Raw genomic sequence first — 25,698 nt, forward strand, 5'->3', positions numbered from 1 at the left:
GACGGGTAGCGATTCCCCCACCATGCGGTGCATGGTTTATATATTCACGCCGAGAGTACGGTCCGCGTATGTACGAGGCGAGCCTCCGAATCAGGGACGACAGCGCCTACGCGGCGGCGACGGCGGGCAACGCCGCGAGCGTCGAACTGTGGTGCAACGAGCACTGCGACATGCTCCACGTGAGCGGCGGGGTCGGAAGCGACGTGCTCGACCGCGTCGACGACACCGTCGGCGTGGCGGCGTCGGTCGAGCGCGGCGACGAACTCGTCGTCGTCACCGCCGACTGCCTCCGGGACCACGAGATAGACCACATCGAGGGCTACGTTCGGAAACACGGGCTACTGCTCGTCCCGCCGCTTCGATACCGCGACGGCGCGAAGGTCTGTCGCCTGCTCGCCGTCTCGGCCGACGACCTGACGGCGTGCTTCCGCGACCTCGTGGACAGCGGCTTCGACGTGAGCGTCGAGTCCAAGCGCGCGGTGTCGTTCGCCAGCGGGAGCGGCCCGCTTTTGGCACCCGCCGACGCGATGCCCGCGCTCACCGGCCGCCAGCGCGAGGCGTTGCGACTGGCCCACGCCGGCGGCTACTACGACCTCCCGCGCGGCATCGAGACTGCGACCATCGCCGACGAGATGGGCGTCTCGCGGCGCACCGCCGAGGAGCACCTGCGCCGGGCGGAGCGGAAAGTGATGGACTCGGTCGCGCAGTACGTGCTGTAGAGTCGGCTCAGTCGTCGTCGGGCGCGGCTTTCAGTTCCAGCGTGTAGCCGAACGGGTCGGTGACGTACACCGCGGGCGCGACGCCCGTCGCCCCGAGAGGTTCGAGTTGGCGGTCGATTTCGACGCCCGCGGCGTCGAGGTGGCCGCGGAGTTCGTCGATGTCGTGGGCGAACTCGATGGCGACGTGGTCGAAGGCGGTCTCCGTCGGCGGTTCGAAGTTCTCGGCCGGTCGGAGGTGGATGACGCTCGCTGGGGTGAGTCGCACGGAGAAGAAGGGTTTTTCGCCCGACTCGTACAGGTCGCGGTTCTCGATTTCGAAGCCGAGCGCGTCGCGGTAGAACTCGACCGCGGCGTCGAGGCCGTCGGCGGGGATGCGGAGATTCACGTGGTCGATTGCCGTCGCGTCCATGCCCGGACCGTCGCGGCCGCGGGTGGTAAAAATTTGTGCGGCGGCCATCGGGGACGGGGGGCGCTGAACCGGATAGAGATAAACTCAGTAGAGTTTAAAACTGTGCAATTTCTAAAAATTGTAGAATTTGTAAAAATTGTGTCGTTCTAGGAACGAACATAGTGCTTCTACTTTCGGTGTATCTCCTTTAGACTAATCAATATAAACTTATATTTGTTTACTAGTCGCTCAGCGTCACGGGGAACCGCGCCGCCGACAAGCGGAACCGGCGTTCCGCAATCGTAACCCATTGGTAGCAGGTCGGTGTACGGAGGGTGTGAACCAACAGCCGACATCCGACGAGCGCTTGCTTGCGGGCTACCCGGGTCGGATGTTAGTCACCGTGTCGCTGGCGTGGGCGGTCCTCCAGACGGGTCGGTTTCTGTTGTCGCCGCTGCTGCCGACTATCATCGAGGAGCTACAGATAACGGAGGCGACCGCCGGCATCGCGCTGGCGCTGTTTCAGGGCGTCTACGCCATCACCCAGTATCCCGGCGGCGAGTACTCGGACCGCTGGACCCGGACGACGCTCATCGTCCCCGGACTCGGCATCCTCGTCCTCGGGTTCGCCACGTTCGGCCTCGCGGGCGGTCTCGCGGGCTTCGTCGCCGCCGCGGTCGTCACGGGACTCGGGAAGGGGCTGTTCGCCATCCCCTCGCGGGCGCTCCTGTCGGACCTGTTCGTCGAACGCCGCGGCCGGGCGCTCGGTCTCTACGCCGCCGGGACCGACCTCGGCGGCCTCGTCTCGTCGGGGCTCGCCATCCTCGCGCTGACCTACGCCACGTGGCGGACGCCGTTCCTCCCGGTCGCCGTCGCCCTCGCAGGGCTCACCCTCCTCTACGCGCTCTGGTCCAGAGACGGGTACGCCGTGGGGTCGCCCGAACTCCACGTCTCGGGCACGCTCCGACGCCTCTTCGCCAGCGCGGAACAGCGCCGGACGCTCCTCGCGTTCGGGCTGTTTTACTTCATGGTCGGCGGCTTCATCAACTTCTTTCCGACCTACCTCATCGAGGCGAAAGGCTTCGACCAGCAGTTGGCGAGCGCGACGTTCGCCATCGTCTTCGCCGTCGGCATCACCATCAAACCCGTCGCCGGCGGCCTGAGCGACCGGTTCCGCCGCGAGTCAATCGCCGTCGTCGGGATGCTCGTCGCCGCGGGGGCGCTCGCCGTCCTCTCGGCCGTGGAGGCGCGCCCGCTCATCTACGTCTCCGTCGTCGCGCTCGCGGCCGGCTACAAGACGGAGTTCCCCCTCGCGGACGCCATCATCATGGACAACGCGCCCGACGCCGACCGCGGGGCCGACCTCGGGGCCGCGCGGGCGCTGTTCCTCGGCGCGAACGCGAGTGGACCGGCCTACGTCGGCATCGTCGCTACCTACGCGAGCTACGTCGCCGCGTTCGCGGGGCTCGCGGTCTGTCTCGTCGTCGCCGCCGGCCTCCTCTACTGGGACGCGCGGAAGCGGTGAAACGCAGAAAGCGATAACCGCATCGGAGCGGCGTTCGCGGGTGCCTCTGTTCGGTCGGCGGACGGTGCGGCGGCGGCGGTGTGACGTGAGCCGAGTGCCCGCTCAGCCGTCGAGTTTCGCCTTCGTGTAGGCTTTCAGCCCTCCCTGTTCGACGAGCGACTGGAGGAACTCGGGGAGCGCCTCCGCCTCGTACGTTTCGTCCCGCGTGTGGTTCGTCACGACGCCCGCGTCGAGGTCGACGTGAATCTCGTCGCCGTCCTCGATGGCGTCCACGCCGGGGCAGATGAGCACCGGCAGGCCGAGGTTGATGGCGTTGCGGAAGAAGATGCGCGCGAACGACTGCGCGACGACCGCCGAGACGCCCGCGCCGACGAGCGACAGCGGCGAGTGCTCCCGCGACGACCCGCTGCCGAAGTTCTCGCCGGCGACGACGAAGTCACCGGGTTCGACCGACTCGGAGAACTCGGGTCTGAGGTCCTCGAAGGCGTGGGTGGCGAGTTCGTCGGGGTCCGACGAGACGATGAAGCGCGACGGAGTTATCTGGTCGGTGTCGATGTTGTCGCCGAAGACCCACGCGCGACCGGGTTCAGCGGGGTCCGGGCGGCCGCCGTCGCCGGCGAACGCGTCCGTCATGGCAGCACCTCCGCGAACACCGTGTCGTCGTAGCGTTTCGTCTCGACCTCGCGGGGGTCCGTGATTTCGCCGTACAGCGCGCTCGCGCCGACGGTCGCCGGACTCGACAGGTAGACCGACGACTCCATCGACCCCTCGCGGCCGGGGAAGTTCCGGTTCGCGGTGGCGAGACAGACGTCGCCGTCACCGAGGACGCCCTGGTGGTAGCCCGCACAGGGGCCGCACCCGGCGCTCTGGATGACCGCGCCGGCGTCGGTGAGCGTCTGGAAGACGCCCGTCCCGAGCATGTGCTGGTAGACGGACTTCGAGGCGGGGACGACGACCATCCGGACGTTCGGGGCGATGGTCTCGCCCGCGAGGATGTCCGCGACGATTTTGATGTCCTCGTACCGGCCGTTCGTGCAGGTGCCGACGAACAGCTGATCGACCTCGGTACCCGCGACCTCGGTCACGTCGACCGCGTTCTCGGGGTTCGACGGCTTCGAGACCTGCGGGGCGAGGGCGGCCGCGTCGTAGCTGTGGACCGCCTCGTAGTCGGCGTCGTCGTCGGAGACGAACGCGTCGGCGAGGTCGACTTCGTTGCCGGTCTGGCGTTCGAGGTACGACTCGGTCCGCTCGTCGGGCGCGACGAGGCCCGTCTTGCCGCCCATCTCGATTGCCATGTTCGACAGGACGAGGCGCTCGTGAATCGGGAGCGACTCGATGGTGCTCCCGGCGTACTCGGCGGCCATGTAGGTACAGCCGTCGAAGCCCACGTCGCCGATGAAACGCAGGATGAGGTCCTTCGCGTAGACGCCGTCCTGGAGGTCGCCGTCGACCTCGAAGCGCAGCGTCTTCGGGACGCGGAACCAGAGTTCGCCCGTCGCGAGCGCGGTCCCGAGGTCGGTCGAGCCGACGCCGGTCCCGAACGCGCCGATGCCGCCGTAGGTCGTCGAGTGGGAGTCCGCGCCGATGACGAGGTCACCGGGACCGACGAAGCCCTCCTCGACGAGGACGGCGTGGCAGATGCCGTCGCCCACGTCGAACTGGTGCGCGCCGTGTTTCGCCGCGAACTCGCGGACCGCGTTGTGGTTGTTCGCGGCCTGCACCCCGTCCGCGGGGGCGTGGTGGTCGATGGTGAAGACGGTCCGGTCGGGCGCGAACAGCTCGCCGTCGTCGCCCGTCACCTCGTCGAACGTCCGGAACGCGAGCGGCCCGGTGATGTCGTGGGCCATCGCCACGTCCACGTCGGCTTCGACGTAGTCGCCGGCGCGGGCGTCGGTGCCGGACTTCGCCGAGAGCAGTTTCTCCGCGAGGGTCTTGCCGGACATCTCAGTCCACCTCCTGGTCGGCCGCGACGGTGTCGAGGACGCCCTCGACCGTGCCGCCGGCGAGGACGTGACTCGTCAGACCGAGGCCCAGTCGGTCGGACACGTCGTGGGCGGCCGCCTCGATGCGGCCGAAGTCGACGCCGTGGCCGACGCCCATTCGTTCGAGCATCTGGACGAGGTCCTCGGTCGGCGTGTTGCCGACGCCGGACATGTCGCCGGGGAGGACGACGCCGCCGCCGAGGCCGCAGACCGAGGCGTCGAAGCGGTCGACGCCGACGGCCATCGCGGCCAGCGTGTTGGCGAGGCTCATCCCGTTCGTGTCGTGGAGGTGCAGGCCCATGTCGAGGCCGGGGTGCGCATCGAACGCGGCGGTGAAGCGCTCCGTGATCTCGACCGGGTTGGCGAGGCCCATCGTCGTCGCCAGCGTCACCTCGTCGACGCCGGAGTCGACGACGCTGTCGACGACCGCGAGCGTCTCCGCCGGGTCGATTGCGCCCTCGTAGGGGCAATAAAAGCTCGTCCCCATCCCGGCTTCGACCTCGATGCCGTGGTCGTGGGCGAGGTCGACGATGTCGTCCATCTCCGCGAGCACCTCCTCGCGGGTACGGTTCTGGTTTTTCCTCGTGTAGGTCTCGCTCACCGTGACGAGCGCGTTCACCTTGTCCACCTCGGCCTCGACGGCGCGCTCCATGCCCCGGAGGTTGGGGACGAGCGCCCGGTAGGTCACGCCGTCGCGGCGGGTAATTCTCTTGGCCACCTCGTCGGCGTCCCGCAGAGTCGGGACGGCCTTCGGGTGGGTGAACGACGAAATCTCGATTTCGTCCACGCCCGTCTCCGAGAGGGCGTCGATTATCTCGACTTTCTCGTCGGTCGGGACGAACTCGTCGAGGCGCTGGAACCCGTCGCGGGGCAGCATCTCGACGACGTGGACGCGCTCGGGAAGCGAGTCGAGGAGGCTCATATCACGTCCTCCGCTTCGAGGTCCGAAAGCACCGACTCGTCGTAGCCGAGTCGGTCGCGGTAGACCGCGTCGTTGTGTTCGCCGAGCGACGGGCCGAGGTGGTCGACCCGCCCCGGCGTCTCCGAGAACTTCGGGAAGGCGTTCTGCACGACCGCCTCGCCGAGGTCCGGGTCGTCGACCGTCAGGAACGCCTCGCGCGCCGCGTAGTGCTCGTCGTTGAGAATGTCCTCGACGTTGTACACCGGCGCGAGCGTCGCGTCGGCCTCCTCGAACGCCGCGAGCACCTCCTCGCGGCTGTGGTCGTCCATCCAGCCTTGGATGATGGCGTCGAGTTCGTCGACGTGTTCCAGTCGGTCCTCGTTGGTCTCGAACCGCGGGTCGTCCTTCAGGTCGGGCCGGTCGATGGCGTCGAAGGTCCGTTCCGCGAGCGGTTGCGCGCTCGCGGAGATGGCGACCCAGCGGTCGTCGCCCGTCCGGTAGACGTTCCGCGGGGCCGACGAGGTCGAGCGGTTGCCCGACCGCGATTCGATTTCGCCGAGTTGGTCGTAGCGGAGCGGTTGCGGGCCGAGCAGGCCGAAGATGGGTTCGATGAGGCTCGTGTCGATGTACTGGCCGCCGCCGCCGTGGACGTCGCGGTGGTAGAGCGCGAACATCACCGCGAACGTCGAAAACAGCGCCGCGATGTTGTCGGCGAGACCGGTCGGCGGGAGCAGCGGGGGCGAGTCGGGGAAGCCGTTGAGGTAGGCGAAGCCGGACATGGCCTCCGCGAGCGTCCCGAAGCCGGGGCGCTCGGAATACGGGCCGGTCTGGCCGAAGCCGGACATCCGGAGCATCACGAGGTCGTCGTTGACATCTGAGAGTCGCTCCCAGCCGACGCCCCAGCGTTCGAGCGTGCCGGGTCGGAAGTTCTCGATGAGGAGGTCGGCCTCGCTCACGAGGTCCTCGAACACCGCCGCGCCCTCCTCGGTGGAGATGTTCAGGGTGATAGACTGCTTGTTCCGCGAGAGGTACTTGTGCCAGAGGCCGACGCCGTCTTTCTGTGGACCGAACCGGCGGATGTGGTCGCCGAACGCCGGGTGTTCGATTTTGATGACCGTCGCCCCGAAGTCGGCCATGAAGCGGCCGACGGTCGGGCCGGATATCATCGACCCGGCTTCGAGGACGACGAGGCCGTCGAGTGGTCCGTTCGTGTCGTTCGTCATGTCGTGTGTGTCTTCTCGTTCTGTGTCGCGTGTGGTGGTCGTCAGGTGGTGCGTGTGCGTGTCCGCGCGCCCGGTCGTCTGTGCGGCGGGTCGGGCCGCGCCCCCGGGCTCCCGCGTGGCCGGTCAGTCAGCGTCGTCGACTCCCTTTTCGGTCGCCGCGGCGGGTGGCCGGTTCACACCGGTCGGTCGATGTGCGTACCGTGGCCCTTCGTGCCGACAATCTCACCGTCGTCGTAGGCGAGTTCGCCCTTCACGACGGTCTGGGTCGGCCAGCCGGTGACGTCTCGACCCTCGTAGGGGGAGTAGCCGCTGACGCTGTGTAACAGTTCCGGCGTGACCGTCTTCGTCTCGTCGAGGTCGACGACGGCGAGGTCGGCGTCGCTGCCGACTCTGACCGTCCCCTTCTTGGGGTAGAGATTGAACGCCTTCGCCGCGTTGGTGCTCGTCACCTCGACGGCGCGTTCGAGCGAGATGCGGCCCTCGTTGACGCCCTCCGAGAGGATGAGGGGGAGCATCACCGGCGTCGAGGGGAAGCCGAGCAGGCTGTCGCGGATGCCCTCACCGAACTTGTTCTCCGCGAGGTTGGCGCAGTGGTCGGTCCCGATAGTGGAGATAGTGCCGTCGGCGAGGCGCTCCCAGAGCGTCTCTTGGTCGGCTTTCGACCGAACCGGCGGGTTGACTTTCATGCGCTCGTCGCACTCCTCGGTGGTGAGCGCGAGGTAGTGGATACACGTCTCGCCCCACGCCCGGTAGCCCGCGTCGTGGAGCGCGGCGAGTTCGTCGGCGGTGCCCCCGGCGGAGATGTGGACCGCGTAGAAGCGGTCGTCGTAGCCGTGGACCTTGGCGAGCGCCGCGCCTGCGACCATGCTCTGGGTCTCGGCGTAGCCGGGGAACTCCTCGACCATCACCTCGTAGCCCTCGTCGGCGTCGGCGTCGGTGTCGTCGGACTCGGAGGTGACGTAGACGTTGCCGCCGGCGAGCGCGTTCGTGATTTCGACGTTTTCGGAGTGGTAGCCGAGCGTCGTCGGCACGTCCTGTTCGGCGAGTTTCCGGACGAACGCGTCGCCGAAGTCGTCGTGCATGTCGCAGTCGACGCCGAACTTCTCGCGGGCGGCGTCCTTGTAGTTCATGTACCACTTGAACGTCGTGATGCCGAACTCCTCGATGATGGTCGGAATCTCCTCGATATGCTCCATCGAGAGCAGGCCGAGCGAGAAGAAGTAATCGTGGTAGTAGTTCGGCTCCGCCTCGTCGAAGTAGCCCGGCATGATGTCCTCGTAGGCCCCGGCCCGGCGGAAGTAGTTCCCGATGGTGGTCACGCCGCCGACGAGGTCGGACTTGGACTCGGACTCGGCGTCCGCCTCCAGCCCGCGGTAGATGCCGTGGTGGGTGTGCGGGTCGATCGCGCCCGGGAGCACGTGCTTGCCCGTCGCGTCGATTTCCGTCTCGCCCGAGAGCGTGCCGGGCGCGGCGATGGCGGAGATGGTCTCGCCGTCGGCCGCGACGTCGGCTTCGAAGGTGCCGTGTTCGGGGGTGACGACGGTGCCGTTCGAGATGACGAGGTCGTGGGTCATAGCGTCTCGACCCACTCCTCGACCGCCTCGGTCTCGAGCACCTCGGCGTACTTCATCCACAGGTCGAGGAGGCCGATTTTGTGCGACGCCTCGATGCGGTCGAAGATGCACTCCTGCGGCAGGACGACGCTGAGGCCGTTCTGCTTGGCGTCGACCGCGGTGGCCCGGACGCACCCGCTCGTGGAGTTGCCGACGATGATGACCGAGTCGTGGCCGCCGCGGACGAGCCGCGAGAGCAGGTCGGTCCCGTAGAACGCCGACGCGTAGGACTTGTCGACGACGGTGTCGCCCTCCTCGGGCGCGACCGGGTCGACAATGTCGAGGTCGGGGTGGTCGGGGTCGTCGTAGCTCGACGGGACGACCCGGGTGTACGTCACCGGAAGCCCCTGTTCCCGCGCGAAATCGAGGAACGGGTCGATGTGCTCGATGGCGTCCCACGCGATGTCGCCCATCGCGGTGCGATACTCCTCGATAGCGTCGAGGATGGGGACGTTCTCGCCGACGATGAGCCGCTGCATGTCGATGACGAGAACCATCGGGTTCTCGCCCATGCCGCGGGACTCCCACGACGAGGCGCCCTCCTTGTCGTAACCAGCCTTCGTGATGACCTGTTTATCCTGTTCAGATAGCAGGTCCTCCCAGATACGGTCTGTCATGACTCGCTTCGCCTGAGATGCGGTGGCATCCAGCATAAAAGTACGGCACGGTTCGCTGAGGTCATGTTACGGGGCGAACACCTCCAGCGTCCGCGCCACCCACTCGCGGTCGACGCCGGCGGGCGCGCGGACGACCGGCAGGTCGACACCCATCTCGCGGAGTTCGGCGAGTCGCCCCCGCACGTCGTCGGGCGTGCCGACGAGCGCCACGAGGTCGAGGAAGTCGGCCGAGAGTTCGCGCGCCCCCGCCTCGGTCGTCGGCGCGGCGCGGACCGCCTCGACCTCGTCGCCGAAGCCGGCCTGCTCGGCCGCGCGGTCGTAGTAGCCCGGCACGTCCCGCAGGTAGTACGCGACGTGTTCGGCCGCCGCCCGGCGCGCCTCGTCGGGGTCGTCGTGGACGGCCGTGAGGACGTACATCGCCACGTCCACGTCGCTCCGGTCGCGGCCGGTTCGGGCGGCCCCGGTGTCGAGCCACTCCAGCGCCTCCTCGAACTGCGGGCGGGGGTAGAGGTTCGGGAGCCAGCCGTCGGCGACCTGCCCGGTGAGTCGGACGTTCGCCGGCCCGAGCGCGCCGTTGTAGATTGGTATCTCTTCCCGGACGGGTTCGAAGGCGTCCCAGAAACTCGTGCGCTCGGGCGAGAAGAACTCCCCGTCGAAGGAGTCGGCGTCGCCGCGGAGGTAGCGCCGCACGAGTTCGACGTACTCGTGGAGGCGCGACAGCGGGCGGTCGAAGGGGACGCCGTGGAACGTCTCGACGACGCCGGGGTGGGCGACGCCGAGGCCGAGAATCGCGCGGCCGTCCGAGTGGTCGTCGAGGGTCGCCGCGGCCGCCGCGAGCGCCGCCGGCGTCCGCGAGAACACGTTGACGATGCCCGTCGCGAGGCCGATTTCGTCGGTGTGGACGGCCCAGCGTTCGAGCTTTCCGAAGGCGGTCTTTCCCTGCCCCTCGGCGGCCCACGCCGACTCGTAGCCGAGTTCCTCGGCGCGGACGACGAGCGAGGGGTCGTCGCGGAGCGCGAACAGAACCGCGGTTCGGTCGCTCATTCCTCCGCCGGGACTGCGGCCGCGTCCTCGACCGGGACGACGCCGTCGACGGCGAGGTCGTTCCAGATGTCGAGGCGCTCGATGAGGCCCCGGCGGACGACGTAGATATCGACGTAGCGAACGTCCGAAAACTCCTCACCGTCGTTGTCGACGCCGTAGAGCGACCCGGTGCTCACGACGGTGTCGCCCGCCGCTATCCAGCGGTCGAACTCCTTGGCCGCCCACTCGTACCGCGGTTCGAGGTGCGCGAGGAAGTCGTAGGCCGCGGTCGGTCCCTCGAAGGTCGCACCCGGCAGGGAGATGACGGCGTCCTCGGCGAACAGGTCTCCGACGGTGTCCCTGCGGTCGTCTTCCATCCGGTCGAAGAACTCCTCGACGATGTCTCGTGGCGAGTCCATGCGCTATGCGTGTTCTCAACCCACATAATTTTTCACTCCGGTATTCCTGACTATCTATTATTCCTGAACGTCCAAGACGGAGCGACAGCGGACGACGCAACGGCGAACGATGATGCAACAGCGAACTGATGCAACAGCGAACGAGTCTACTCACGCACGCACCGCCGAGCCCGGCGGAATCGGGAGGTTCGTGGGGAACCGTCACCGCCGGAGGCGGTAGTTTTACGATAGAGTCTACCTAGCAGAGTGCATGGACGAACTAGCCCGGCGGACGCCGAGCGACGGCGTCGCCGAAGTCGTCTCGGTCGACGACATCGAGTGGGACATCGACACGGACGTGCTCGTCGCGGGCGGCGGGGGGACCGGCCTCGTCGCCGCGCTCGCGGCCAGCGAGAACCCCGACGTTCGCGTGACGGTGCTGGAGAAAGCGCCCGAATGCGGCGGGAACACCTCGCTTTCGACGGGGATGATTCCCGCGGCGGGGACGCGACTCCAGCGCGAGGCCGGCATCGAGGAGACGCCCGCCGACATGGCCCGCGACATCTTGGAGAAAAACGACTACGAGGCCGACGAGGAGCGCGTGCGGTACCTCTGCGAGGAGAGCACGAACCTCATCCACTGGCTCGTCGACGACTGGGACGTCACGCTCCACATCGTGGACGACTTCAAGTATCCCAAGCACTCCGAGTACCGGATGCACGCGCCGGAGGGTCGAAACGGCGAGAACCTCGTCGCCGAACTGGTCGAGCGCGTCGAGTCGACGCCGAACATCGAACTCCTGACGAACGCGCCCGTGAAGCAACTCGTCGCCGACGACGGCGCGGTCCGGGGCGTCGTCGCCGGCCTCGGCCACGACGAGGCCATCGAGGCCGAGAAGGTCATCCTCGCCACCGACGGCTTCGCCGGCAACCGCGAGATGGTCACCGACTACTGCGAGGAGGACATCGAACGGGCGCTGTACTTCGGCGCTGACGGCAACACCGGCGACGGCGTCCGCTTCGGCGCGGAACTCGGCGGCGAACTCGCCTGCATGGACGCCTATCAGGGCCACGCGACGGTGGCGAGCCAGACGGGCATGCTCTCGACCTACGCGGTCACGATGAACGGGGGCATCCTCGTGAATCAGGACGGCGAGCGGTTCGGCGACGAGTCCGCGGGGTACAGCGAGTTCGCCATCTCGGTGCTCAAACAGCCCGGCGGGCAGGCGATTCAACTGTTCGACGAGCGCATCTTCGAACGACTCCGCGGGCAGTTCGAGGACTTCGACGAGGCCATCGAGCAGGGAACCTACCACAGCGACGACTCGGTCGCCGACCTCGCCGAGCGACTCGGTGCCGACGGCGAGCGCGCCGCGGAGACGGTCGCCGACTACAACGAGGCCGCCGCGGCGGGCGAACCGGACGAGGTGGGCCGCGTCGACGGCGCGAACCCGCTGGAAGCGCCCTTCTACGGGACCAAAGTCACCGGCGCGCTCTTCCACACGCAGGGTGGCCTCGTCGTCGACGGAGACGGGCGCGTCCTCCGGACCGACGGGAGCATCGTCGAGAATCTCTACGCCGGCGGCGGCACGGCCTGCGGTATCAGCGGCCACGGCGCGGGCGGCTACCTCTCCGGTAACGGGCTGACGACCGCGCTCGGCTACGGCCGCCTCGCCGGCATCCACGCACGCGAGTCGCTCGACTGACGCGCGGACTCGGCCGACTCGACCGGCTCAACCGACTCGACGCGGGAATATCTTCGGAACGTGACAACACGAGTACGATAGCATTTATTACAATTGGCACCAACCTCGTGATTGATTGCCATGGGTAAGACTCTCAAGTCTTCGACGAGCAACAGGCGGCGCTTCCTCAAAGCAACGGGCGCGAGCGTCGCGGCATTGACATTAGCCGGCTGTGCGAGCGACGACGCCGGAAACGGCGGCGGCGATTCGGGCGGCGACTCCGGCGGTGACTCGGGCGGGTCCGGCGGCGACACGGGCACCACGACGGGGACGCCCGAGCAGTCCGTCGACGAGGTCATCATCGGCTCGAACCACCCGCTTTCGGGCAGTCTCGCCGCGACGGGCGTCGGGATGAGCAACGCCATCAAACTCGCCGCGATGCGGAAAAACGAGGAGGGCGGCATCGAGTCGCTCGACGGCGCGGAAGTGACCGTCATCGAGGGCGACAACCAGGGCGCACAGGAACTCGGCGGACAGGTCAGCGAGGAACTGCTCAGCGAGGGCGCGCACGTCCTCACCGGCTGTTACTCCTCGCCGGTGACGACGGCGGCGACGCAGGTCGCAGAACGGCAGGGCGTCCCGTTCGTCATCTCCATCGCGGCGGCGGACAACATCCTGCAGGGCCGCGACTTCAACTACGTCTACCGGCCCCAGCCCCCGGCGCGCCGGCTGGCGAGCGACTACGCGGACCTCGTGCCGTCGGTCATCCGCGACGGCGGCGGCACCATCGACACGGCGGGGCTGTTCTACATCAACAACAGCTACGGACAGGCGATTCGCGACAGCCTCCGCGAGTTCCTCCCCGAGCAGAACGTCGAAATCGTCGAGGAGACCGCCATCGAGTTCGGCGCGTCGAACGCCAACACGCAGGTGTCACGGCTCCGGAGCGCCGACCCCGACACCATCATCGCAACGACCTACGTCGCCGGCGGCGTCCTGCTCGCGCAGGCGCTGCAGGACCAGGACTACCGGCCGCCGTACCTGACCGCGTCCGCGTCCGCGACGTTCACCGACGACGACGCCGTCAGCGACATCGGCGAGTTCGCAAACGGCGTGCTGGACAACAACTACGCGCTGAACCCGACGGTCGACAAGACCGCCGAGGTCCGCTCGCAGTTCCTCGACAACTACGACCAGGAGTTCTCGGCGTCGGTCGGGATGGCCTACACCGCGGCCGAGGTCATCATCCAGGCGGTCGAGGAGGCCGGCAGCGTCGAACCCGACGACATCAACGAGGCGCTCAAGGGCCTCAGCTACGAGGACCACATCTCCGCGATGGGCGCTATCGAGTTCGACGACCAGGGCGAGAACGTCAACGCGCTCGGCCCGGTGAACCAGGTTCAGGACCTCTCGGTCAAGGTCGTCTACCCCGAGGAGTACGCGGAGGCCGACCCGCAGGTCTGACCGCGACCCTCGCGCCCGTCACGTCAACGAACCGTCTCGAAAGATAGCCACCTTTTATGGGGGTTGCCAACAATTCCCGAGCGTAGAAACCGCATGGGACACCTAGTCACATCGGTCGCGCCGCTGCCGCTGCAGGGCGGTGGCCTCGGCCGATTCATCGACCCGTTCGTACAGTTCCTGACCGACATCACCAACCTGGAGCCCGTCCTCCTGCAGTTGCTCGCGTTCGGCCTCCTGCTCGGGGGCGTCTACGCGCTGACGGCGCTCGGGCTGACCATGATATTCGGCGTGATGGACGTCATCAACTTCGCCCACGGCGTCTTCCTCGTCGTCGGGATGTACTCGGTGTGGTTGGTCTCCGAGATGGCGGGTATCAGCCCGTTCCTCGGCATCCCCATCGCCGCCGCAGTGCTGTTCGTCCTCGGGGTGGTCGTCCACGTACTCACGGTCGAACCCATCATCGAGGCCCCCCAGCAGAACCAGCTCATCGCCACGCTGGGCGTCCTCTTTATCATCCAGTCGGCCATCGAAATCGTGTTCACGCCCGACCCCCAGCAGGTCGAACTCTCGCTCGGGTCGATACAGGTCGGCGGCGTCTTCATCCCGCTCGGGCAGTTCTACGCGCTCGTCATCGCGCTCGGGACGATGCTCGCCGTGCGGGCGTTCCTGAACCGGACCGACCTCGGCCGGAAGATTCGCGGCACGGCCGACAACCGCGACGGCGCGCGCTACGTCGGCATCAACGTCCGCCGCATCAACTACCTCACCTTCGGTATCGGCGCGGCGCTGGCCGGCGTGGCCGGCGGCTCCATCGCGCTGTTCCAGCGGTTCGACCCCTTCACGGGCGAGACGTACCTCATCAACGCCTTCGTCATCGTCATCCTCGGCGGCCTCGGCTCGTTCCCCGGCGCGTTCGTCGGCGGCCTCATCGTCGGGATGATTCAGGTGTTCGGCGGCTACTACCTCCCCGGGACCACCGCGCAGGTGCTCATCTTCCTGCTTTTCATCGGGACGCTCCTCGTCAAGCCCGAGGGCCTCTTCGGAGGTGCTGAGGCGTGAGCGCCATCGAGACCGTCCGCGACCGCTACCGGACGTTCGACGACCAGCGGTACGCCCCGCTGGTGAAGGGCGTCGCGCTGTTCGGTCTGCTCGCGGCGCTCCCGACGATTATCGAAATCGACGTCGCCGGGATGGAACTCGCGGCACTGCTGAGCCTGAAAGTGCTCATCCTCACGGTCATCTACGCCTACACGGCCCAGGCGTGGAACATCATGTCCGGCTACACCGGGCAGTTCTCCTTCGGGCACGCGGCGTTCTTCGGCATCGGCGCGTACGCCACGCAGGCGCTCGTCGTCGACGCCGCGGTGAACCCCTGGATCGGAATGCTCGTCGGCGGCGTGCTGGCCGGGGGGTACGGGCTCATCATCGGCGCGCTCTCGTTCCGCTTCAAACTGCAGGGCCACTACTTCGCGCTGGCGACGCTCGCGTTCGCGGAACTGCTCCGCTTCGTCGTCACCAACATGTCGGAGCTCCGCGGGGCCAACGGCTACTTCAAGGCGTTCCCGCGGGACTACGGCGCGGAGTACGGCCTCGTCGCCTTCCAGTTCCAGAACGACCTGCCGTACTACTACCTCATCGTCGGCTTCCTGCTCGTCGTGACGCTCGTCTCGTGGCTCATCAAGAACTCGTGGGTCGGGCTGTACTTCTTCGCCATCCGCGAGGACGAGCGGGCCGCCGCCAGCGTCGGCGTGCCGAGCTTCCGGTACAAGCTCATCGGCGTCGCCGTCAGCGCCTTCTTCACCGCCCTCGGCGGTGCCTACTGGTCGATGTACTTCAACACCATCCGCCCCGACACCGTGTTCGCGCTGTTCAAGAACGTCGAACTGCTCCTCCCCGCCGTCGTCGGCGGGCCGGGGACGCTTCTGGGCCCCATCGTCGGCTCGTTCATCGTCACGCCGGTCAGCGAAATCGCGCGGACGACGTTCTCCGACATCAACGGCCTCGACCGCATCATCTACGGCGCGTTCCTCGTGGCCATCGTCATCTACTCGCCGCGCGGCGTCGTCAGTTGGCCGAGCCAGGCGCGCGCGCTCTGGGAGCGCGTCCGCGGTGACGAGGAGGTGAACGAGTGATGTCGGCAGACGAGACGAACGCGCAGAGCGTCGACGACGCGGACGCCGACATCGACCGCGACGGCGAGCAGATTCTGTCGGTCGAGGGCGTCGGCAAGCGCTTCTCCGGCCTGCAGGCGCTCGACGACGTGGACATGACCGTCAACCGCGGCGAGATTATCGGCCTCATCGGGCCGAACGGCGCGGGCAAGACCACGCTGTTCAACTGCATCAGCGGGGCGTTCCCGCCGACGAGCGGGACCGTCAGGCTCGACGGCGAGGTCATCTCCGGCCTCCCGGCGCACAAAATCGCGCGGGCGGGGCTGGCGCGGACGTTCCAAATCACGCGCCCGCTGGAGGAACTGACCGTCGTCGAGAACGCGATGGTCGGCGCGCACATCCACACCCGCCGCCGGGGCGAGGCGCGCGAAATCGCCATGGAGACCCTCGAATTCGTCGGGCTCGCGGACAAGGCCGAAGAGGAGGCGGGCGAACTCACCGTGGGCGCACAGAAGCGCCTCGAACTCGCCCGCGCCGTCTCGACGCGGCCGGAAATCCTGCTCCTCGACGAGATTATGGCGGGGCTCACCCCGTCGGAGTCGAACCAGATGCTCGACCTGTTCCGCCAACTCCGCGAGCGCGGGACGAGCCTCCTCATCATCGAACACGACATGAAGGCCATCATGAACATCTCGGACTACGTGAAAGTGCTGGACCAAGGGAAGGGCATCGCCTTCGGCGCGCCCGAGACGGTGGTCGAAGACGACCGCGTCATCGAGGCCTACATCGGGGGGTTCGACGTCGATGCTTGAACTGAGCGGCGTCCGCGCCGGCTACGACGACATCGAGGTGCTCCACGGCGTCGACATGCACGTCGACGAGGGCGAAATCGTCGCGCTCATCGGCTCGAACGGCGCGGGCAAGACGACGACGATGCGCACCATCTGCGGCATCCTCTCGCCGAGCCGCGGCGAGATAACCTACCGCGGCGAGGCGATTCACTCGAAGGCGTCCCACGAAATCGTCGAGCGCGGCATCGTGCAGGTCCCCGAGAACCGCGACCTGTTCACCAACATGACCGTCATCGACAACCTGCTTCTCGGCGCGCAGACCGAGGAGGCGAAGGCGGACCGCAGGGAGAACCTCGACGAGATGCTGGAGCTGTTCCCCCGGCTCGCGGAGCGCAAGAACCAGCGCGCCGGCACCATGTCCGGCGGGGAACAGCAGATGCTGACCCTCGCCCGCGCGCTCATGGGCGAGCCCGACCTGCTCATCCTCGACGAGCCCTCCATCGGGCTCGCGCCGCACCTCGTTCAGGAGGTGTTCGACGTCATCGAGGACATCCACGCGCAGGGCATGACGGTCCTCATGGTCGAACAGAACGTCCAGCAGACGCTCAAGCTGGCCGACCGGGGCTACGTCATGGAGAACGGCCGCATCAGCATGACCGCCGACGGCGACGAACTCCTCGAAGACGAGGGCGTCGTCGAGGCGTACCTCGGGGTGTGAGATGACCGACGAAGCGCTCGCGTCGTTCGTGTCCGACCTCGACCGGGGCGACCTCCCCGCGTCGGTCGCCGACCGCGCGTCCCTCGTCGTCGCCGACACCATCGGCGCGGTGCTGGGCGGCGCGTCGGACCCCGCGGTCGCCGCGCTGGCGCGCCGGTGGGCCGACGAGAACGGCGGCGAATCGACCATCATGGGGACCGCGGGCGAGCGGACCTCGGCGTACCGCGCCGCGTTCGTCAACGCGGCCGCCGGGAGCGTCCTCGAACTCGACGAGGGCCACCGCTTCGCGGCCGGCCACCCCGCGATTCACGTCCTCCCCGCGCTCCTCGCGGACGGCGAGTCGGCCTACCGCAGCGGCGACGAGTTCCTGACGGCGTTCGTCGCCGGCTACGAGGCGGCGGTCCGCGCCGCCGAGACGGTCGTCCCGCTCGCCGACGGCCTGCACCCCCACGGCGTCTGGGGCGGCGTCGGCACCGCCGCGGCCGTCTCCCGGCTCTGCGGCCTCGACGCCGAGACGACGCTCGACGCGATGCGCATGGCGGCGAACTACGCCCAGCACACCCGGTTCGAGGCGGCCACGGAGGGCGCGACAGTCAGGAACGGCTACGTCGGGATGAGCAACCTCTCGGGTCTCCTCGCGGTCGACCAGGCCGAATCGGGGTTCACCGGTCTCGACGACGGCGTGGCGCGACACCTCGAACCCGTGGCCGCGGACGGTCCCGACCGGAGCGCCCTCGCCGACGGACTCGGCGAGCGCTGGGAACTCGAGCGCGGCTATTTCAAGGTCCACGCGGCCTGCCGCTACACCCACGCCGCCCTCGACGCCGTGGCGCTCCTCGTCGACGAGACGGGCGTCGACGCGTCCGACATCGAGTCGGTCAGCGTCGAGACGTACCCCGCGGCGGCGGCGCTGTCGGACCCCGCGCCCGAGAACGCGTTGCAGGCGAAGTTCTCTCTCCCCTTCGCCGTCGCCTCGGCGCTGACGACCGGTGAGACCGGCAAGGAGGCGTTCACCGACGAGGCGCTCACGAAGGCCGCGCTCGGGTTCGCCCGCCGCGTCGACGTGGTCGCCACCGAGGAGTTCGCGGCCCGCGCCCCCGACGAGCGCGGCGCGCGCGTCACCGTCGAGACGAGCGACGGCGAGCGGTACGCCCGCGAGGTGCGCGCCGCCCGCGGCGGCGAGCGCGACCCCTTCACCGAATCGGAACTCCGAGCGAAGTTCGACCGGCTCGTCGCGCCCGTCATCGGCGACGGCGGCGTCGACGACCTCTGGACCGCGGCGACCGAACCCGCCGCCCCCCGCGTGCTCTGCGCCCTCACACGGGCCTGAGCACCCTTTCGACCACGCATTCAGACCATGATTTCACAGGAGCCAGTCCGAGACTGGGAACGACAGGTGTACCGCTTTCTGACCGACGAGATACCCGACGGCGTGCGCGCCGACGGGGCGCGAATCGTCGCGGACGTGCTCGCGGCGACCGTCGCGGGGGCGGCCGCACCACAGCACGCGGGCGTCTTCCGCGACGCGGCGCTGGCCGACGGCCCGGCGTCCGTCCTCGGGACCGACCGCCGCGTCGACCCGTCGCAGGCGGCGCTGTTGAACGCGACGGCGGCGATAACACAGGAGATAGAGGAGGGCCACAACCGGGGCGGCCACGTGGGCGCGAGCATCGTCGCGGGCGCGGTGGGCGTCGCCGAGGCCCACGACGTCGACGGCGAGACGTTCGTGGACGCCTGCGTCCGCTCCTACGAGCTGTGCGCGCGCTTCGAGTACGCCATCTTCGCGATGAAGGCCCGGATGAACGAGGCGATTCCGTGGCTCGTCCGCGACCCGCACTCGACGTGGACGACGCTCGGACCGGCGCTGACCGCCGCCGTCTGCGCGGGGCAGTCGCCCGACGAAGTGCGCGAGACGGTCCGCACCGCGCTGAACCTCGCGGTCGTCTCCATGCACGACCCCTTCGCCGAGGGCGCGCCGTCGCGGAACGTCACCGCCGGCTTCTCCGCGCAGGCCGGCGTGAGCGCCGCGACGCTGACCGCCGCCGGACTCCGCGGGTCGCCCGCAGCGATGGAGGCAGTCTACGACCCGTTCGAGACGCTCCTCGGTGACGGCGAGTTCGCCGCCCTCTTCGACTCGCTCGGCGACGACTGGTGGATTACCGAGGCCTACCAGAAGCCGTACCCGTCGTGTCGCTACACCCACGCCCCGCTCGACGCCCTGCGGGACGCCGGTGCGGACGACCTCACGCCCGCCGACGTGGACCGAATCGACGTGTACACCTACCGCAACGGCGTCGATATGAGCCACGCGCGACCCGAGACGCTCACCGCGGCGAAGTTCTCGACGCCGTACGTCCTCGCCCGCTGGGTCGCGGACGGACGCGTCGAACTCGACCACTTCCTCGAAGACGCGCTCGGCGACGAGGCCGTACAGGCGCTCTCGGAGCGCGTCCACCTGCACGCGGACGAGGCGTTCGAGCGGGCGTTCCCCGACGACTGGGGCGCGCGCGTCGAAGTGACCGCCCGCGACGGGAGCCGCTACGTCGGCGAGCGCGAGTACCCCCGCGGCGACTACCGCGACCCGCTCTCGGGGGCCGACCTCGCCTCGCGCAACCGCGACCTGCTCGCGTTCGGTCTCGGCGACGACGCCGCAGACGAGGCGCTCGACGCGCTCTCGGCGGTGGATTCGAGTCCGGTCCGCGAGACCGTCGCCGCGCTGATGCGGGACTAGTCCGAACGCTCGTTCGGTTTCCCCGAACGAAACGCCAACAATTATTACCGCACTCAGTCATTGATAACTATGAACACGGACGGGCGCGAGACGGCCGGGACAATCGGCGCTACGAAAACGTCGTTCGGCATCGTCGAACACATCAGAGACCACGACGCGAGCGGGGTGTCGGAGATAGCGAACGACCTCGGCATCTCGAAGAGCACGGCCCACAACCACCTCAAGACGCTCGCGGAGCTCGGCTACGTCGTCAGGCAGGGCGACGAGTACGCGCTGGGTCTGAAGTTCCTCGACCTCGGCGACCACGCACGGACGCGACACGCGCTGTATCACGCTTCCATCGGCGAGATGGACGACCTCGTCGAGGCCGTCGGCGAGCGCGGACAGGTGATGGTCGAGGAGAACGGCCGCGGCGTCTACATCTATCAGGTGAAGTCCGAACAGGGCCTCCAGACCGACTCGCACATCGGCACGACGGTCGACCTCCACACCACGTCGGTCGGCAAGTCCTACCTGGCCTTCTGCGACGAGGAGCGCCGAAACGAGATTCTCGACGGCGAACTGACGCGGCTGACGACGAAGACGATAGACGACCGCGACGCCCTCGAAGCCGAGTTGGCGACGATTCGCGAGCGCGGCTACGCCTTCAACGACGAAGAGCGCATCACCGGCATGCGGGCGGTCGGCGCGCCGATTCTCTCCGACGACGGGACCATTCTCGGCTCTATCAGCGTCTCCGGTCCCACCACCCGGATGAAAGGCGAGTGGTACCACACGGAAGTGCCGGAGATGGTGACGCAGGCCGCCCGCGTCATCGGCATCCGCGCGACGTACTCGTAATCGCCTCGCAGTGACGAACGGCCGTTCGGCTGTGCTGTATTTCGTGCGATATTTGACGGTTGACGTGCGCGACATCCGGTGCCCGGAGACCGAGTCGACCGGGCGCGGAATCAGATTACATACTTATGCTTGTAACGCACCTCCGAGAGAGTCGGCCCCGACATTCGTAACACGGGGCGACTGACTCGCGAGCCGGTGGCTTCAAGGCGATTCACTCCTGACGAATATATAAGAAAATCAGATACAGCCCACAATTTGATAGTTCTTTTCGAAACGGGAATCAAAACGCGAGAAAGGTGGCCAGTCAACCGTAGCGACACGACTGTGACCGGCCGAGGGAATACGTTCGTCAGCCTGAGCTAATCACCTCAAATCACTATCTGACGGCGTCATTGTGGCATCGAGCCCACAACAGCATCACTGATTCATCTCCGTATATTAGACGCTGAACGTCCGTTCGATTCGCTTCGTCACGCGGTCAGTCATGGATAGACAGACAGATAACTAAACCGATACATGTGCAAATATATCGGATAAATACTGTTGTGTCCGGTTCGGCTCCGGCGACTGCCGAGAGGGGATGCGGCGGCGGCGGCGGTCGAGAGCGGCGGCAGCCGAGAGCGCCGCCGCTCGAAGCGGTCGGCTGGGCGGGGACCGCACGTGTCCCGGTCGCCGGCCGCGGAGCGAGTCAGTCGGCCATCGGGGCCTGCAACTCGCGTTCGACCTCGTCGTCGACCTCGACGGGACCCTCGGCGAAGACGACGCCGTGGGCACCCTCTCGCTCCTTCGCGCTCGCCGCGACGCGGACGAACGACGCCTTCTCGCGGGCGTCCGGGATAGTGTGACCGCCGCAGTAGCTCACACCCGAGCGAACCCCGCCGAGGAACTCCTCGACGAGCGGTTCGACCGGCCCCTTGTGGGGCGTGAGCGCCTCGACGCCCTCGCCCGCGTCGACGTCGCTCTGTTTGTCGTCGCGGTCGTCGGCGGCCTCTGTCGAGGCCATCCCGCGGGAGCGCTTGTACGTCTCGCCGTCGACCTCGACGACGCGGCCCGGTGCCTCGTCGGTGCCGGCGAAGAAGCTCCCCATCATGACGGTGTCCGCGCCGGCCATGAGCGCCTTCGCGGCGTCGCCGGAGGTCCGAATCCCCCCGTCGGCCATGACGTGGATGCCGAGGTCGTGCGCCCGCTCGGCGCACTCCGAGACGGCCGTGAGCTGCGGATAGCCCGCGCCCGCGACCTCGCGGGTCGTGCAGTGCGAACCCGGCCCGACACCGACTTTCACACAGCCCGCGCCGGCCTCCCAGAGGTCTTCGACGGCCGCCGGCGTGACGACGTTACCCGCGACGATTTCGGGGTCGAACTCGTCGCGAATCCGTTCGACGGCGTCCAGACACCGCTCCATGTGCCCGTGAGCGATGTCCATGACGACGGCGTCGGCGCCGGCGTCGAGGAGCGCCTCGGTCCGGTCGAGGTAGTCCTCGTTGATGCCGACCGCGCCCGAGACGGTCCCGCCCGCCTCGGCGACGCGGCGGGCCTGTTCGGCCTGCTCGTCCACGTCGAGGAAGCGGTGGACGACGCCGAGGCCGCCGAGGCCGGAGAGCGCCGCCGCGAGGTCCGCTTCGGTCACGGTGTCCATGGCCGCGCTGACGAGCGGCGTGTCGAGGCGCAAGTCCGGCGTCACGTTGGTCGAGAGGTCCACGTCGCTCCGGCTGTCGACCGGGGAGCGCTGTGGGACCAGCAATACGTCTCCGTAAGAGAGTCCTGTGCGAATCTCCATCGTAACCCTCCACAGCCGAAGGGTGGGACGGTAATAACGCCCACGAACGCGGTTCGCGTCGCCGCGGAACGAAACTATTACGCGCTGGCGCTCGTCTGTTAACTAACACACGGCGCCGCGTGTCGTGCGAATCTCCAACCCATCGTAACCCCAAGACGTTCGCCGTTCGCGGGCCGTGTGGTTCGAACCGTTCGCGAGCGACGGCGTCGCGCGGGAGCGAAGTATCGAACTCGAATCCGGGGCAGGGTTCGCAAGCGTTTTGTTAGACTGATATTGACAGAGACGTGCCGTACCGACCGTACCACCTCGAGTCGGTCACGGTAGGTGGACCAGAGGCAACCCACAGCGTCGCGATTGGTCCCTGTCTCGTACTTCCCGGACCGAAGGAATTTCTTCCGGGGAGTTCCTTACGCAGGTATGCAGACTGTCATTCTCGCCGCCGGCCGCGGCACCCGGATGCGTCCGCTCACGGACCGCCGACCCAAGCCGATGCTCCCCGTGGCCGACCGGCCGCTCGTCGCGCACACCGCCGACGCCGCCGTCGAGGCGGGCGCGACGGACATCACGCTCGTCGTCGGTTACGAGGCCGATGACGTGCGCGACTACTTCGGCGACGAGCGCGCCGGCGTCCCGGTCGAGTTCGCCGTGCAGTCGGAACAGCGCGGGACGGCCGACGCGGTCCGCGCCGCGGCCCCCCATCTCGACCCCGACGAACCGTTCGTCGTCCTCAACGGCGACGCGCTGTACGACGTGCCGTCGCTTTCGACGCTGTACGAGGGGACGCCCGCAGTCGGGTCGTTCCGCGTCGACGACCCGAGTTCCTACGGCGTCCTCGACACCGACGACGAGGGCTTCGTCACCGGCGTCGTCGAAAAACCCGAACACCCGCCGTCTGACCTCGTTAACGCCGGCGCGTACGTCTTCCCGGCCGAGGCCCACGGCTGGCTCGACGTGGACGAGAGCGACCGCGGCGAACTCGAACTGACCGACGTACTCGCGGCGACCTGCGAGGCCTACGACGTGCGCGGCGTCGCCTTCGACCGCTGGCTCGACGTGGGGCGACCGTGGGAGCTTCTCGAAGCCAACGAGTGGAAGCTCGGCGAACTCGAGCCGCGAATCGACGGCGACGTGTCCGAGCGCGCCGAGCTCGACGGGCCGGTCGTCGTCGAGGAGGGCGCGACGGTTCGCTCCGGCGTGGTCATCGAGGGGCCGGTGCTCGTCCGCAGCGGGGCCACCGTCGGACCGAACGCCTACGTCCGCGGGCACACGCTCGTCGGCGAGAACGCCAAGGTCGGCCACGCGGTCGAGGTGAAAAACAGCGTCCTGATGGAGGGCGCGACGGTCGGTCACCTCTCGTACGTCGGCGACAGCCTCCTCGGCCGCGACGTGAACTTCGGCGCGGGGACCAAGGTCGCGAACCTCCGCCACGACGGCGAGCCCGTCCGACAGATGCTCAAGGGCGAACTCGTCTCCTCGGGCCGCCGGAAGTACGGCGTCGTCCTCGGCGACGGGGTGAAAACCGGCATCAACGCCTCGCTGAACGCGGGTGTCAGAATCCCGACCGGCGGGACGGTCAAACCCGGCGAGTCCGTGCTCTACGACCGCATCGACGGCGACGGCGACGGCGCGAGCGTCGAGACGGACGGCGACTCGCCGACCGCCGACGACGACTGACCGAGACGCCGCGAGAGCGCCCGTCTCGCCGGTTCGTGACACTATGAAAACAGTTAATCCACCAAACAGTTATCAGACACAATAGCGAAGAATCACGACAGTACATGGACGGGACCGAGGGGGAGTCACCGACGATACGCGTGCTCTACGTCGACGACGACGAGGGGCTGTTGGCGCTGACGAAGCGGTTTCTCGAATCGACGGACGACGGTATCGAGGTCGAGACGACCGACTCGCCGCAGCGGGCGCTGGCGCTCCTCGAAAGGGAGTCGTTCGACGCGGTCGTCTCCGACTACCAGATGCCCGAGATGTCGGGTCTCGAACTCCTGTCGGTGCTCCGCGACGAGCGCGGCTCCGACATTCCCTTCGTCATCTTCACCGGACGGAGCCGCGAGGAGGTCGCCATCGAGGCGCTGAATCTCGGCGCGGACAGCTACCTCCAGAAGGGCGGCGACCCGACGGCGCAGTACGGCGTCCTCCGGCAGACGCTCGTCAGAATCACGGAACACAGGCGCGCGGAGCAGCGCCTCCGGGAGCGCGAGGCGCATCTCCGCGTCACCCTCGACTCCATCGCCGAGGGCGTCGTCGCCACCGACGCCGGCGGGACGGTCACCCAGCTGAACCGAACGGCCGAGGAGATAACCGGCTACGACGCCGACGCCGCCGTCGGCAAGCCGCTTTCTGACGCGTTCCACCTCGTCAACGCGGAGACCGGCGAACGCATCGACCCGATGCAGCGCGTCGCCGAGGCGGGCGGGCCGGTCGAACTCGGCGCGGGAACGAAACTCGTCACGAGCGACGGCGACGAGCGGTACATCGAAGACAGCATGTCGCCCATCAGGACCGACGACGGGGAAGTCGAAGGGGTCGTCGTCGTGTTCCGCGACGTGACCGAGGCGTACCGCGAGCGGGAACGAAGAGAGCGCCAACGGCGGGCGCTCATCGACCTCGCGACCGACGAGACGGTCATCGCGGGGTCGTTCGAAGACGCCCTCCCGCGCATCACCGAGACGATGGCGACGGTGCTGAGCGTCGAGCGGGCGAGCGTCTGGCTGTTCGACGACGCCGAGACGCTCCGCTGTGTCGACCAGTACGACCAGGTGTCGGGCGAGCACACGGCCGGGGGGACGCTAACTGCGTCAAACTACCCGTCGTACTTCGAGGCGCTGGAGGCGAATCGGTCGCTCGGCGTCGACGACGTTCAGACCGACCCCGCGACCGCCGAACTACGGAACGGCTACCTCGAACCGAAGGGCATCACGTCGATGCTCGACGCGACAGTCAGGTCGGGCGGCGAGGTCGTCGGCGTCGTCTGTCACGAACACGTCGGCGAGCCGCGGCAGTGGCGGACCGACGAACTGCGGTTCGCCGCGGAGGTCGCCGACAACGTGGTCATCGCGCTCATGCGGGCGACCGACGTCGACGCGCTCCCGCCGAACGACGAGGGGGACGGGGCGGGGGAGGCGAACGCAGACGAGAGCGCTGACGAAAACGGAGAGTGAACCGACCGCCGCACGGG

The 25,698-nt window shown here is 68.0% G+C and carries 23 protein-coding genes; 13 read left to right on the plus strand and 10 right to left on the minus strand.

The window, feature by feature from the left end:
- Nucleotides 1-68 precede the first annotated feature (68 nt).
- Nucleotides 69-719 carry a helix-turn-helix domain-containing protein gene (locus C5C07_RS18030; protein ID WP_004978217.1) on the plus strand — a complete coding sequence of 217 codons (651 nt, stop codon included), beginning with the start codon at nucleotides 69-71 and terminating at the stop codon, nucleotides 717-719.
- A 7-nt stretch (nucleotides 720-726) separates the two neighbouring features.
- Here the strand turns inward: C5C07_RS18030 and C5C07_RS18035 are convergent, their stop codons facing one another.
- Nucleotides 727-1,128 (minus strand): VOC family protein, encoded by a 402-nt coding sequence (locus C5C07_RS18035; protein ID WP_004978216.1) that lies wholly within the window; start codon nucleotides 1,126-1,128, stop codon nucleotides 727-729.
- Nucleotides 1,129-1,498: 370 nt separating this feature from the next.
- On the opposite strand from C5C07_RS18035, the gene C5C07_RS18040 reads away from it, so the two are divergent.
- Nucleotides 1,499-2,632, plus strand: a complete 1,134-nt coding sequence (locus C5C07_RS18040; RefSeq protein ID WP_004978214.1) for an MFS transporter — start codon at nucleotides 1,499-1,501, stop codon at nucleotides 2,630-2,632.
- A gap of 102 nt (nucleotides 2,633-2,734) precedes the next feature.
- On the opposite strand, the gene C5C07_RS18045 is transcribed toward C5C07_RS18040, so the two are convergent.
- From C5C07_RS18045 to C5C07_RS18080, 8 genes are all read right to left on the minus strand, one after another.
- Nucleotides 2,735-3,265 carry a 3-isopropylmalate dehydratase small subunit gene (locus C5C07_RS18045; protein ID WP_115805758.1) on the minus strand — a complete coding sequence of 177 codons (531 nt, stop codon included), beginning with the start codon at nucleotides 3,263-3,265 and terminating at the stop codon, nucleotides 2,735-2,737.
- Nucleotides 3,262-4,575 carry a 3-isopropylmalate dehydratase large subunit gene (locus C5C07_RS18050; protein ID WP_115805759.1) on the minus strand — a complete coding sequence of 438 codons (1,314 nt, stop codon included), beginning with the start codon at nucleotides 4,573-4,575 and terminating at the stop codon, nucleotides 3,262-3,264. Before C5C07_RS18050 ends, C5C07_RS18045 begins: the two co-directional genes overlap by 4 nt.
- Before the next feature lies 1 nt (nucleotide 4,576).
- A complete protein-coding gene (locus C5C07_RS18055; protein ID WP_004978205.1) occupies nucleotides 4,577-5,536 on the minus strand; it encodes a hydroxymethylglutaryl-CoA lyase in 960 nt (319 codons plus the stop codon).
- Nucleotides 5,533-6,738 (minus strand): CaiB/BaiF CoA-transferase family protein, encoded by a 1,206-nt coding sequence (locus tag C5C07_RS18060; protein WP_004978204.1) that lies wholly within the window; start codon nucleotides 6,736-6,738, stop codon nucleotides 5,533-5,535. Before C5C07_RS18060 ends, C5C07_RS18055 begins: the two co-directional genes overlap by 4 nt.
- A gap of 173 nt (nucleotides 6,739-6,911) precedes the next feature.
- Nucleotides 6,912-8,312 carry a dihydroorotase family protein gene (locus tag C5C07_RS18065; RefSeq protein ID WP_004978199.1) on the minus strand — a complete coding sequence of 467 codons (1,401 nt, stop codon included), beginning with the start codon at nucleotides 8,310-8,312 and terminating at the stop codon, nucleotides 6,912-6,914.
- A complete protein-coding gene (locus C5C07_RS18070; RefSeq protein ID WP_004967836.1) occupies nucleotides 8,309-8,968 on the minus strand; it encodes an isochorismatase family protein in 660 nt (219 codons plus the stop codon). Before C5C07_RS18070 ends, C5C07_RS18065 begins: the two co-directional genes overlap by 4 nt.
- 66 nt (nucleotides 8,969-9,034) lie before the next feature.
- On the minus strand, nucleotides 9,035-10,012 hold the full coding sequence (locus C5C07_RS18075) for an LLM class flavin-dependent oxidoreductase (RefSeq protein WP_004978194.1): 978 nt from the start codon (nucleotides 10,010-10,012) through the stop codon (nucleotides 9,035-9,037).
- Nucleotides 10,009-10,410, minus strand: coding sequence for a nuclear transport factor 2 family protein (locus C5C07_RS18080; protein WP_115805760.1), 402 nt, complete (start codon nucleotides 10,408-10,410; stop codon nucleotides 10,009-10,011). Before C5C07_RS18080 ends, C5C07_RS18075 begins: the two co-directional genes overlap by 4 nt.
- Before the next feature lie 250 nt (nucleotides 10,411-10,660).
- On the opposite strand from C5C07_RS18080, the gene C5C07_RS18085 reads away from it, so the two are divergent.
- From C5C07_RS18085 to C5C07_RS18125, 9 genes are all read left to right on the plus strand, one after another.
- Nucleotides 10,661-12,094, plus strand: a complete 1,434-nt coding sequence (locus tag C5C07_RS18085) for an FAD-dependent oxidoreductase (RefSeq protein WP_004978189.1) — start codon at nucleotides 10,661-10,663, stop codon at nucleotides 12,092-12,094.
- Nucleotides 12,095-12,214: 120 nt separating this feature from the next.
- Nucleotides 12,215-13,537 carry an ABC transporter substrate-binding protein gene (locus C5C07_RS18090; protein ID WP_049905301.1) on the plus strand — a complete coding sequence of 441 codons (1,323 nt, stop codon included), beginning with the start codon at nucleotides 12,215-12,217 and terminating at the stop codon, nucleotides 13,535-13,537.
- A gap of 93 nt (nucleotides 13,538-13,630) precedes the next feature.
- Nucleotides 13,631-14,596, plus strand: coding sequence for a branched-chain amino acid ABC transporter permease (locus C5C07_RS18095; protein ID WP_004978186.1), 966 nt, complete (start codon nucleotides 13,631-13,633; stop codon nucleotides 14,594-14,596).
- On the plus strand, nucleotides 14,593-15,669 hold the full coding sequence (locus C5C07_RS18100; RefSeq protein ID WP_004978184.1) for a branched-chain amino acid ABC transporter permease: 1,077 nt from the start codon (nucleotides 14,593-14,595) through the stop codon (nucleotides 15,667-15,669). The genes C5C07_RS18095 and C5C07_RS18100 overlap by 4 nt, the downstream gene beginning before the upstream one ends.
- Nucleotides 15,669-16,460, plus strand: coding sequence for an ABC transporter ATP-binding protein (locus tag C5C07_RS18105; RefSeq protein ID WP_004978182.1), 792 nt, complete (start codon nucleotides 15,669-15,671; stop codon nucleotides 16,458-16,460). The genes C5C07_RS18100 and C5C07_RS18105 overlap by 1 nt, the downstream gene beginning before the upstream one ends.
- The gene (locus tag C5C07_RS18110; RefSeq protein ID WP_004978179.1) at nucleotides 16,453-17,157 is read left to right on the plus strand and encodes an ABC transporter ATP-binding protein; all 705 of its coding nucleotides are present in this window, start codon (nucleotides 16,453-16,455) and stop codon (nucleotides 17,155-17,157) included. The genes C5C07_RS18105 and C5C07_RS18110 overlap by 8 nt, the downstream gene beginning before the upstream one ends.
- A 1-nt stretch (nucleotide 17,158) precedes the next feature.
- Nucleotides 17,159-18,487: an MmgE/PrpD family protein gene (locus C5C07_RS18115; protein WP_115805761.1), complete on the plus strand. Its 1,329-nt coding sequence runs from the start codon at nucleotides 17,159-17,161 to the stop codon at nucleotides 18,485-18,487.
- A 27-nt stretch (nucleotides 18,488-18,514) separates the two neighbouring features.
- On the plus strand, nucleotides 18,515-19,888 hold the full coding sequence (locus C5C07_RS18120; RefSeq protein WP_115805762.1) for an MmgE/PrpD family protein: 1,374 nt from the start codon (nucleotides 18,515-18,517) through the stop codon (nucleotides 19,886-19,888).
- A 69-nt stretch (nucleotides 19,889-19,957) separates the two neighbouring features.
- The gene (locus C5C07_RS18125) at nucleotides 19,958-20,728 is read left to right on the plus strand and encodes an IclR family transcriptional regulator (protein ID WP_004978172.1); all 771 of its coding nucleotides are present in this window, start codon (nucleotides 19,958-19,960) and stop codon (nucleotides 20,726-20,728) included.
- Nucleotides 20,729-21,416: 688 nt separating this feature from the next.
- Here the strand turns inward: C5C07_RS18125 and C5C07_RS18130 are convergent.
- The gene (locus tag C5C07_RS18130) at nucleotides 21,417-22,505 is read right to left on the minus strand and encodes a guanosine monophosphate reductase (protein ID WP_081605271.1); all 1,089 of its coding nucleotides are present in this window, start codon (nucleotides 22,503-22,505) and stop codon (nucleotides 21,417-21,419) included.
- A gap of 417 nt (nucleotides 22,506-22,922) precedes the next feature.
- Between C5C07_RS18130 and glmU the strand changes: the two genes are divergently transcribed.
- Nucleotides 22,923-24,179, plus strand: a complete 1,257-nt coding sequence (gene glmU, locus C5C07_RS18135) for a bifunctional sugar-1-phosphate nucleotidylyltransferase/acetyltransferase (protein WP_004978167.1) — start codon at nucleotides 22,923-22,925, stop codon at nucleotides 24,177-24,179.
- A 104-nt stretch (nucleotides 24,180-24,283) separates the two neighbouring features.
- Nucleotides 24,284-25,681, plus strand: coding sequence for a response regulator (locus C5C07_RS18140; protein ID WP_004978166.1), 1,398 nt, complete (start codon nucleotides 24,284-24,286; stop codon nucleotides 25,679-25,681).
- The last annotated feature ends 17 nt before the right edge of the window (nucleotides 25,682-25,698 follow it).

It is taken from the genome of Haloferax sp. Atlit-4N (assembly GCF_003383025.1).
In the GTDB taxonomy this organism is placed as follows: Archaea; Halobacteriota; Halobacteria; order Halobacteriales; family Haloferacaceae; genus Haloferax; species Haloferax gibbonsii.

What these genes read in the sequence shown, in the direction of transcription:
- C5C07_RS18030 (WP_004978217.1), top strand. Translation starts at nt 69, where the DNA reads ATGTACGAGGCGAGCCTCCGAATCAGGGACGACAGCGCCTACGCGGCG.
- C5C07_RS18035 (WP_004978216.1), bottom strand. Translation starts at nt 1,128, where the DNA reads ATGGACGCGACGGCAATCGACCACGTGAATCTCCGCATCCCCGCCGAC.
- C5C07_RS18040 (WP_004978214.1), top strand. Translation starts at nt 1,499, where the DNA reads ATGTTAGTCACCGTGTCGCTGGCGTGGGCGGTCCTCCAGACGGGTCGG.
- C5C07_RS18045 (WP_115805758.1), bottom strand. Translation starts at nt 3,265, where the DNA reads ATGACGGACGCGTTCGCCGGCGACGGCGGCCGCCCGGACCCCGCTGAA.
- C5C07_RS18050 (WP_115805759.1), bottom strand. Translation starts at nt 4,575, where the DNA reads ATGTCCGGCAAGACCCTCGCGGAGAAACTGCTCTCGGCGAAGTCCGGC.
- C5C07_RS18055 (WP_004978205.1), bottom strand. Translation starts at nt 5,536, where the DNA reads ATGAGCCTCCTCGACTCGCTTCCCGAGCGCGTCCACGTCGTCGAGATG.
- C5C07_RS18060 (WP_004978204.1), bottom strand. Translation starts at nt 6,738, where the DNA reads ATGACGAACGACACGAACGGACCACTCGACGGCCTCGTCGTCCTCGAA.
- C5C07_RS18065 (WP_004978199.1), bottom strand. Translation starts at nt 8,312, where the DNA reads ATGACCCACGACCTCGTCATCTCGAACGGCACCGTCGTCACCCCCGAA.
- C5C07_RS18070 (WP_004967836.1), bottom strand. Translation starts at nt 8,968, where the DNA reads ATGACAGACCGTATCTGGGAGGACCTGCTATCTGAACAGGATAAACAG.
- C5C07_RS18075 (WP_004978194.1), bottom strand. Translation starts at nt 10,012, where the DNA reads ATGAGCGACCGAACCGCGGTTCTGTTCGCGCTCCGCGACGACCCCTCG.
- C5C07_RS18080 (WP_115805760.1), bottom strand. Translation starts at nt 10,410, where the DNA reads ATGGACTCGCCACGAGACATCGTCGAGGAGTTCTTCGACCGGATGGAA.
- C5C07_RS18085 (WP_004978189.1), top strand. Translation starts at nt 10,661, where the DNA reads ATGGACGAACTAGCCCGGCGGACGCCGAGCGACGGCGTCGCCGAAGTC.
- C5C07_RS18090 (WP_049905301.1), top strand. Translation starts at nt 12,215, where the DNA reads ATGGGTAAGACTCTCAAGTCTTCGACGAGCAACAGGCGGCGCTTCCTC.
- C5C07_RS18095 (WP_004978186.1), top strand. Translation starts at nt 13,631, where the DNA reads ATGGGACACCTAGTCACATCGGTCGCGCCGCTGCCGCTGCAGGGCGGT.
- C5C07_RS18105 (WP_004978182.1), top strand. Translation starts at nt 15,669, where the DNA reads ATGTCGGCAGACGAGACGAACGCGCAGAGCGTCGACGACGCGGACGCC.
- C5C07_RS18110 (WP_004978179.1), top strand. Translation starts at nt 16,453, where the DNA reads ATGCTTGAACTGAGCGGCGTCCGCGCCGGCTACGACGACATCGAGGTG.
- C5C07_RS18115 (WP_115805761.1), top strand. Translation starts at nt 17,159, where the DNA reads ATGACCGACGAAGCGCTCGCGTCGTTCGTGTCCGACCTCGACCGGGGC.
- C5C07_RS18120 (WP_115805762.1), top strand. Translation starts at nt 18,515, where the DNA reads ATGATTTCACAGGAGCCAGTCCGAGACTGGGAACGACAGGTGTACCGC.
- C5C07_RS18125 (WP_004978172.1), top strand. Translation starts at nt 19,958, where the DNA reads ATGAACACGGACGGGCGCGAGACGGCCGGGACAATCGGCGCTACGAAA.
- C5C07_RS18130 (WP_081605271.1), bottom strand. Translation starts at nt 22,505, where the DNA reads ATGGAGATTCGCACAGGACTCTCTTACGGAGACGTATTGCTGGTCCCA.
- glmU (WP_004978167.1), top strand. Translation starts at nt 22,923, where the DNA reads ATGCAGACTGTCATTCTCGCCGCCGGCCGCGGCACCCGGATGCGTCCG.
- C5C07_RS18140 (WP_004978166.1), top strand. Translation starts at nt 24,284, where the DNA reads ATGGACGGGACCGAGGGGGAGTCACCGACGATACGCGTGCTCTACGTC.